Raw genomic sequence first — 9,067 nt, 5'->3', positions numbered from 1 at the left:
TTATTTTTTTTATTTATCTTAGACAATAGTATGGGTAAAATAATGAAGTATAATATCAAAAATATGAAAAGATTATATTTGTTTATTACTGCTTTTAAATGGCTTATGCAGGGTTACAAGAGAGCTTAATATTGCTAAATAATTTTTATTAAAGATTATGAATTTCTAAGCTAGTGGATGGAATTTATTTATTCTTTAATATTTTATGCCTTAACAATAATAGTATCTTTAACTGAATATTTATTTGAGTAGGAAGGTGTGCTGTAAATAAGGTGAGCTATTGTTACTGGAACACTTCTTCTTACAGATCTTTTAAGAGCCTGTTTTAAACAAGGCATAATCATTAAAGGGAGTATAAAAATTCTTATTTAGTGTAATGGGGGTATAGGATCTCTTTTTAATTTTTCTTCTTTTTCTTTTAATTGTTGATAAAGAATCAATAATACATCCTTTAAAGGATGTTGTAGGTCATTAAGAAGAGAAAATGGCAGGTTATTTGCTTCGTTATGCGCTTTGGTTATGAATTCTTGTGATGATGATAATTCTAAGAGTGCTGTTTCATAATATTTTTTGAAAGAAAGAGCATGTAATTTAGATAATTGTAAGGAAAATATGCTTTTTACTGCTGCTAAGTTGTACTCAACCACATGATATAACACTTCAAGGAGTAGTGAAACATCTTGTATAATTTCTCTGTTATATTCAACCTGAATAGTCGTTGATGTGCTCTTTTTTGAGAGTATTTTTTTTAGTATGCGAGTTATTTTTTTACTACGCACAATAGTTGAGTTTATAGCGTTAAAATATTGAGTAAGAGTTATTTTAGAAACTTTTATTTCATATCTATTATGGGGTCTAAATATACTAAAGAAATAGAATTCATATTGACTTGTTGTAAAACTAGGGTTTTTTATTGGATGTAAGATAGAGCGAAGAGAAGCATCAGGATTCTTGACTAAGGTAAGGGTGGAAGAAAGAAGTTCCTCAGTTTCTTTATAACCAGCATGTAAAGGTGGTTCACCTAGATCAGTATTTCCTTTAAAATAACGGAGGCATATTTTTAGGTTGTGTTGAGAGATCCTTTTTAAAAGGGAAAGTAGCGTACTTTGAGGTATTGGCTTTGAAGGATTGTGGGATAGTGGCCAGGACTCATCATAGCATTTTACATGTAATGGCGAGCTGTTAGATTCCTCTATAATTTTTGCTATGCGCTTCTTATGTTGTTTTAAGCTCTGAATCCATGCAATTAGCGGTTTTTTTCCAAGATGTATTGGAGAAAGCGTAGATGTTTGTTTTACATATAAGATTGTGTTTTTTTTAGCATGTGGGTGTAAACTAACATAAGAAAGACTCTTTTTTGTTAATATGGGCATGGGAGGATTAGTTTTAGATACCAAAGATGTTAGTAAATCAGGATGATGAGATAAAGGATCTGGATCAATTGCTAGGCGTAAGCAATACTTGTTATTCAGCATATTGAGTGTAGATTCAACCAGCTTAGTAAGTTCTTCGATAGTCTGAGAAGTTCGGCAAGTTTTATCCCAACAGTACCAGTTTCTGTGAACTATATAGTATAAAATCCTGTATGTTGCAGCAAAATCATTAGTGGCTGGCGGTTGTATGCTGGGTATTTCTGGAGCGCAAGAGAATGTAGGTTTGGAGCTAGCTTCAACTACATGATTTAAGAAGATTTGAAAAATTTTACCAGAGCTAATACCTTTCTTTCCTGATAAAGAAAAGCCATGCGTATTGTTTCTTAGGCTTATGAAATAATGGTTATTTTTCTCTTCTAATGGCGGTTGTTGTTTGGAAGCAGTATCTGAGTCACTAGATTCTTCTTCAGAATCACTAATTATTATTGCTTCTTCACTATTACTAGTCGTACTGTGGCTTGAGCTAGATTCTATTATTTCTTGCACAGCTGTTTGTAGATCAGCCATTAGTTGAAGATGTGACTGTTGGGTTACTTGTTTTAATTCAGCATCAGCAATGTATTTGATGTAAGGTTCCTGTTCTTTCATGAAATTTAAAAGTGACTCAAGAGAGAATTGTCTTAAAGTAGTTAAATTTGCATATGAGGGAGCATTTAAATTTTTTCTAGTATCTACACAAACAAAATCAAAGTTAGTGATAATAGTTCCTATATATTGATGAGAATTGGTTATCCAATTTTCAACATCAGCAATTTTTTTTTCAGTTAAAATGAATATAGAATCTTCAAGCAACGTGATCTCTTTTAAGAAGTAGCTAGGAGAGATGGTCTCTATCTTTTCAATAGAGCTAGATGACATGTTGTTTTCACTTACAGAAGATTTTGTTTTTTTTGTAAGGATAGACATTTCTTCTTGTTGAGCAGCTGCAAGCCATCTTTTTCTTGGAATTATAGCTTTAGAGGTTGAGGGGGTTGTTAGAAGAGGGGATTGAATAGGTTCAGGTGATCCTAGATTTAATGTTTTTGATATATGTTCATAAAAAACTTGATCAAAATGTGATTGATGGCAATTTAACCAGTTTTTTAATTTTTGCATTAATGATTCTATACTTGGAATATTAGTAGGTACATCTGTGGCATGGCTGGTTAAAGCACCTTGATGAGGTAAAGCATTGGTGTATGTGTAATTAAGCATGGCAGCTTTTTTTACGCGCTCTGCTAAGGTTATTAGATGTTGTCTGAGTTCAGTGGGATCTTGGGTATGTTGGTGGTATGGTACTAATAGAATACTCTCTTCTTCTTCAATAAGAATAGCATTTATGTTCCAAGGATTTATTGATAATGCCATAGTAATATTATTTTAGAAAATGATTAGTTGTTTCGTTGATTATTACATTATTTCTTTTTTTATTAAATGCAATATTCTTCTAAAGAAAACAAATTAAATAATTTAATATTAATCGGTATTAGAAAGCTTTATAATTTTTTTTTGATATCAAATTTTTGATATAAGCAAGAAATAGATGTTGCGACTGGATGGTCAATACTTTCTAGGGCAGGCATTGATTTTTTAGGTTCGATTTGTGCCCATTGTTTTAGTAAGAGTTGTTTTATTTGATCAAATTTTTTAATAGCTTTGAAGAAAGACTCTTTTGAATAATTATTTTCTATTTCTAAAAAGGTGTTTTCAAATTTTTTTTGAGTTAAGAACAAATTGTATTCAGTAGCTAAATAAATTAAGGCAATAAATAAAGGCTGTTTTATATATATGTGACTTTCTTTTGTTTCTTTAATTTTAGGAAAAAAGGGTTCTGTAAAAATATTAACAATATGATGAAATAATCTATTTCCGACAGAACATAAAGCTTTTAGAGTTTCATTTTTTTTTGATCTTACTGTACGAGAAATTAAAAAATGATATGAAGAACCTGATCTTGCAAGAGTACAAAATTTAAAAAAATATTTCGATGAACAGGAGCGGGCTTTTCGTATAGAATTAATTTCTTTAGAAAATTTTTTAGTAGTTAAAGAAGAGGAGACGGGGTTTTGAAGCATTTCTTTTATAGATAATAATAATGATAGAGTTTCTGCATAACCTGGGTGTTTAATTTCTTGATCCCTAAAATAGGAAGGGCATATTTCTAAGTTATGGCGAGAAATGTCTAATAAAGTTTTGACTAGTGTGTCACAAGTTACTGGTTTTGTATCATCGTGATTTAATGGCCAAGCGTTATCTTTAGATAATAAGTATAAGGATGTGTTTAGAGATTTTTGGAGGATAGAATGTATTCTAGAGTGATGTTTTTTAAGGCTTGCGAACCAATTTTTTAAACTTGTATCTGTTTGATGCATTGGCGAGCGGACTGCTGTTTCTTGGATGCGTATAAATTGATGGTTGTTGCGTTGTATATAGACGCTAATATATCTGATAGAGGGCTTTATAATGATAGGAAAAGGTGGTTTATGATTAGATACAATAAGTTTTATTAAATCTTCATGATGATTTAAGGGATCAGAATCTATTTTTAAAGCAGCGCAATACTTTTGATTAAGCATATCGAATGTAGATGAAATAAACTCTTCTAAATTTGGAGATATTAGATGCTGCTTACTGAAGCAGAAAGTATTTCTGCTTACTATATGGTATAAGGTGTGAAGGACTGCAGGGTGATTGTTTGTAATTTTTTCTGGAATATTAGGTATAGGGAGTAAAGATTTATATGCAGAAGCAAGGCTAGCTTTTTTTACTTGAAGTAAGAATTGCTTAAAGCGAGAGGCATCGACAAAAACTTGTATGGCATTTAGGCTGAGGACGCCAGAGGTTAATCGTAATCCTATAAGCCATTTTATATCATCCAATTTTTTGGCAGGAGCTGGTATGGATTGAGGCTCTAATGTTGTAGAAGTAATAGATTCTAAAGGTTCCTCTTCTTGGTTGAAAGGAGGCGTAAGCAAGGTGTCATCTTGCTCTATTTCTTCTGGGGTAGTTGTTATGTCAGTTATTAATTGTGTATATGATTGTCTGATTTTTTGTTCTGGATGAGGAAGGCATTCTAAAAGTTCTTCTTCTTGGTTAAAAGGAGGCGTAAGCAAGGTGTCATCTTGCTCTATTTCTTCTGGGGTAGTTGTTATGTCAGTTATTAATTGTGTATATGATTGTCTGATTTTTTGTTCTGGATGAGGAAGGCATTCTAAAAGTTCTTCTTCTTGGTTAAAAGGAGGCGTAAGCAAGGTGTCATCTTCTTCTATTTCTTCAAGGGCAGTTTCTATGTCAGCCATTAATTGTGTATGAGATTGTTGGATTTCTTTTTTTGTTTCAGGATGAGGAAGGGATTCAAGGATATCTTGATGTTCTTGCATGAAGGCTAGAATGGACTGAAGAGAAAATATTCTTAAATTTCTTAAGCTTTCATATGGAAGAGCGTGTAAGTCTATTTTAGCATCGACAATCACTATGTCAAAATTAGCAATAATAGTCCCAAGATGTTGATGTATGATAGATATCCATTCTTCAATATCTTGTATAATTGTTGGAATGAATGTAAAGATGGCATCTTCCAGCATAACTATATCTTGAACTAGATAGTTAAAACAGGAAGATGTTGTTTTTTGAATAAGCGAAGGGGTCTGTTCAATAGTATTATTTTCTGCACAAGATATTTTAGTTTTTTTTGTTATGGAAGTTTCTTTTTCATGGGTTGTAAGCCATCTTTTTTTAGGGTTAAGGGGTATAGTGCTGGATGAAGAAGTTATCTCTAGTGCTGTTTTCGTAACCATTAAAGTGTGTTCTGGGTTTTCGATTAAGGATTGAGTCATCAGTAAAGATTGAGATATGTCTTGAAAAAAAAGATCACTACAAGAAGAAATGATCATAGATTTATTTGTTGCTATCCAGCTAGTTAATTCTTTAACAAAGGTTAAAAGAGTAGGGATTTCTAGTAGAGGAGGAGAATAAAGGCTAGTATCAGAAGAAGGAAATAATGTGCAAAGGAAACAATAATTTTTTTGAGCAGCTTGCTTAACGCATTCAACTAAATGTTGCAAATGATCTTGTAGATGTAATGGATGGTTTGGTTGAGGAATATATGGAAGAAAGAGCAATTGGCTTTCTCGCTCAAGCAGTGTGAGGGTTATAGAAAAAGGATTTAAATAAAAAGACATAATAAATTTTTTTTAAAAATGATTTTGATTTATTTATAAATTATGATTCTAATTTCTGAAAAAGAATAGATAAGGTGTTTTGTAAAGGATGAGATATTTCAGAAAGGGGACTTATAGGAGTTGTCAAAGAGGTTCGTGTATGCCATTCTTTTAATAATTCATCTTGAAGCTTGTCAAAAAATGTCAACGCTTGCGTATATTGTTTTTTAGATGTTTGAGTTTTAGTTGTAAAAAAGGTTTCTTTACAGCGGAGTTTTAAGCAAGCAATATTATATTTGATTCCCCAATACACTAAAGGTATAAAGACACAAGGGTCTAGAATGACCTGATGATTATATTCTATTTTTGGAAATGTAGAGTCTTGAAAAATATTTTTTATGTGATAGAGTATTTTTTTTGCATGAGACAAGCATGTGCTGATGTTATCCATTTTGATTTGTATACTTACTGAATGAATAGATAATGTATATCCAGTTCCTGGTCTAAAAATAGATAGCAGCTGCATAAGAGGTATGGAAGATGTATTTTTACAGTTTTTGGTAGGGCGTATTTTTTCTAATATAGGTGTGCTTATATTGTCTGCATGTTCGCACATTTTTATTATAGAGGATAAGATTTTTTCAGTTTTTTCATGACCTGGGAGTAAAATTTTTTTATTTATATCATCAATACCATCTCTAAACTGAAGCATACATGTGTTTAAATTATGTTGAGATATCGCTGTTAGGGTAGCTAATAAATCATTTAGAGAAATTGTATTAGTTACATTGTGCTCTAATTTCCATGAATCATTTTTGCATGTAAGATATATGGGGTTTTTTTTTGCTAAAGCAATGATAAAAGCTAGTCGTTGTTGATGTTTTTTTAAGCTAAGGAGCCAATATTTAAGTTGTCCATATGAAGTCTTTATAGGGGTAACAATAGAGGTTATTTTTGTATAAAACGAATTTTTATTTACTGAGCATGGAAACACGCTTATGAAAGACATCTGTTTAATTTTTTGAATAGGTTTTGGTGGATTAGTTGGAGATACAAGCGAGACAAGAAGGTCTTTATTATGATTTAAAGGATCTGCTTCATGGTTTATTGCTTCACAGTATTTTTTGTTAAGTAAATTTAATGTTTCTTGAGTAAGTTGTTGTAACAATTTTAAACGAGCAAAAAAAGGAAAAGCCATTGTAAAGCAGTATAAATTTCTATGAGTCACATAGTATAATGCTGTAAGAGCTAATTTTTTATCCTTTGATACTGTTCTTATAATATCTGGGAGATTATTGCTGGAGTTATATGAGTCAGATAGGCTTGCTTTTTCTACAATTTTTAAAAAATGTTTGTATTTGTTGCTGTGTTGCATGGAGGCTTTAGGTGATAACAAGAAACGATGAGCTAATGAGCGAACATTAATAAAAAAATTTTCTTTTGGAACAAGTTTATATTTTCTTATCTTATTTTTAGGAGATATGATAGGAACTTTGGGGCTGTTAATTGGCAAAATGGCAATGGATTTTTCCTTTATTTCTTTTAGTGAAACATGAATATCTTCTAATAATGTTATGTGAGAGGAAAATGTTTCTTTTCGTAGATCAGGATCTTTTATATTTTTTGTTAGATCGTGAATTTGAGTCATAAATGGTAAAAGTGCTTTAAGAGTAGATCTTCTTAGGTTATGAGCAGTTTTATGTTGAAGAGCAGAGATATCTTGAGAAGAATCTACAAAAACAAGATGAGAATTGGTGATAATATTTCCAATTTGTTGATGAGAACTCATGACCCAGTCTTCAATAAGAGGAACTTTTCTTGTAGTAAATGTAAAAACAGAATCCTGGAGCATTACAATTTCTTGAACTAGATAACCTTCAGTTTTTAAGAAAGATTCTGGAGAGATAATAGAGGAGCTTTCTTCGATGGATTTTTTAGCTTTTTTTAATAAGGGAGAGAATTCTTCTTCTGCATGCTGCAGCTGCCATCTTTTTTTTGGAGGGTGCTGTTTGATCGCAGGAGTATTACATAAATCTAATGACGAAGAAGGGGTGCTTATATCTAAAGCTTGGGAAATTTTTTCGCAAAAAGGTCCCCCGAAAGAGTTCTTAAGAACATTTTTATGTTGTTGCATCCATACATGTAATTGCTCAACTAACATTGTTAAATTTTTTATAGAAGATAAGGGCTCAGACATAATTGTTGAAGAATGAAGAGTACTCATAAGAGAATATTTTTTAAGAGTTGCTTCTCTAACCTTACAGACTAAGTTATGTAGGTGATTTTGTTGTAATGGAGGAGATTTTTTTTCTAAATTTTCTGGAACAAGAAGAAGACATTGAGTTGGCTTTACTAGAATAGCTTGAAAAGAAAAAGGATTTATTAAAGATGACATAATGAATTATAGAAAAAGATATGGAGGCATTATTAGCCAAACTATCTTATCATACTTTTTAAGTAATTTTCAACTATGTTCTGTTGTCAATACCTTTTGGATGATTTTTATTTCTAGTTGGTCATGAAGAAAATGAAAAGATTCTCTTAAGGGGGTGAGAAATTTTATTCAGAGAAGGTTCAGATAGAACTAGTTCATAATTTTTTCGAGAAACATTATTTATTTTTTTTCTAAAAGTGCCTTTATAAAATAGTCTTGACAAGTTTTTAGCGTAAATGGACCACCAATACAGCAAGGCTATTACTATAGGAAGATTTAGTATATTGTTCTTTATCCAAAAAAATAAGATGCTGGAGGAGTGCTTTTTTCTCTATTTAAAAAATTAAGGTTAGGATTGCTATACGCTATTGATCTAGGGCTATTGGAAGGTGTGATGGGGGGGGGGAGGTATATGTAAGAGTTCATTAAGAGCAACTTCGATATCTTTCATTAATGTTAAGTGTGATAAAGAAGCTTCTTTTTGAGTTGGTAAATTTTTAAGATTGCCTAAAAGATATTAGTGCTCCTGCATAAAATGTAAAAGAGCGCGTAAAGTAAATTCTCTTGCATTAGCAAGGGTCTCAAATGGAAGAGCGAGTATGTCTATCTCTGCATTTACAAATACAAAGTCAAAGTTAGTAATGATATCACCAACTTGTTGATGAGTGCTAATAAACCAGTCTTCAAGGCTTATAGCTACTTTTTTAGTAAATGTAAAAAAAGGGCTCCAAAAGACTTTTTGAGAAAATATTTATGTCTTTGAATCTATGTATATAATTTGCTCAACTAACATTGTTAAATTTTGTATAGAAAATAAAGAAGACAATGTCATTGTTGTAGAAGTAAGAGAGTATTGCTGAAGGATTGCTTATCTAACCTGAGAGACTAGATTATGTAAATGATGCTGTTGTGATTGAAGAGAGTTTTGTTTATCTAGCTTCTGTAGAACAAGAAGAAGACATTAATCTTTCTCTAAAAGAATAGCTTCAAAAGTAAAAGGATTTATAGAGGATGACATGATGGATTATATGAAATAAGAGCAAAGTATTAGCTAAAATGTT

Annotated in this window: 4 protein-coding genes; all 4 read right to left on the bottom strand. The window is 31.3% G+C overall.

Annotated elements, in window-relative coordinates:
* Positions 1–203: 203 nt before the first annotated feature.
* The 4 genes from CLAVI_RS05600 to CLAVI_RS04830 all read right to left on the bottom strand — a co-directional run bounded on the left by CLAVI_RS05600 (position 204) and on the right by CLAVI_RS04830 (position 7,967).
* Positions 204–338 carry a hypothetical protein gene (locus CLAVI_RS05600; protein WP_267239484.1) on the bottom strand — a complete coding sequence of 45 codons (135 nt, stop codon included), beginning with the start codon at positions 336–338 and terminating at the stop codon, positions 204–206.
* Between the two features lie 30 nt (positions 339–368).
* Positions 369–2,780: a hypothetical protein gene (locus CLAVI_RS04840; protein WP_194844469.1), complete on the bottom strand. Its 2,412-nt coding sequence runs from the start codon at positions 2,778–2,780 to the stop codon at positions 369–371.
* 128 nt (positions 2,781–2,908) lie between these two features.
* On the bottom strand, positions 2,909–5,593 hold the full coding sequence (locus CLAVI_RS04835) for a hypothetical protein (protein WP_194844468.1): 2,685 nt from the start codon (positions 5,591–5,593) through the stop codon (positions 2,909–2,911).
* Positions 5,594–5,633: 40 nt separating this feature from the next.
* The gene (locus tag CLAVI_RS04830) at positions 5,634–7,967 is read right to left on the bottom strand and encodes a hypothetical protein (protein WP_194844467.1); all 2,334 of its coding nucleotides are present in this window, start codon (positions 7,965–7,967) and stop codon (positions 5,634–5,636) included.
* Between the last annotated feature and the right edge of the window lie 1,100 nt (positions 7,968–9,067).

The organism is Candidatus Clavichlamydia salmonicola, assembly GCF_015356765.1.
Classification (GTDB): Bacteria; Chlamydiota; Chlamydiia; order Chlamydiales; family Chlamydiaceae; genus Clavichlamydia; species Clavichlamydia salmonicola.
The sequence above is the reverse complement of the archived record's forward strand: the minus strand, read 5'-3'. Positions and strand labels throughout refer to the sequence as shown.

Coding starts and splice junctions, on each gene's coding strand:
- CLAVI_RS04830 (WP_194844467.1), bottom strand. CDS start 7,967: ATGTCATCTTTAATAAATCCTTTTTCTTTTCAAGCTATTCTAGTAAAG.
- CLAVI_RS04835 (WP_194844468.1), bottom strand. CDS start 5,593: ATGTCTTTTTATTTAAATCCTTTTTCTATAACCCTCACACTGCTTGAG.
- CLAVI_RS04840 (WP_194844469.1), bottom strand. CDS start 2,780: ATGGCATTATCAATAAATCCTTGGAACATAAATGCTATTCTTATTGAA.
- CLAVI_RS05600 (WP_267239484.1), bottom strand. CDS start 338: ATGCCTTGTTTAAAACAGGCTCTTAAAAGATCTGTAAGAAGAAGTGTT.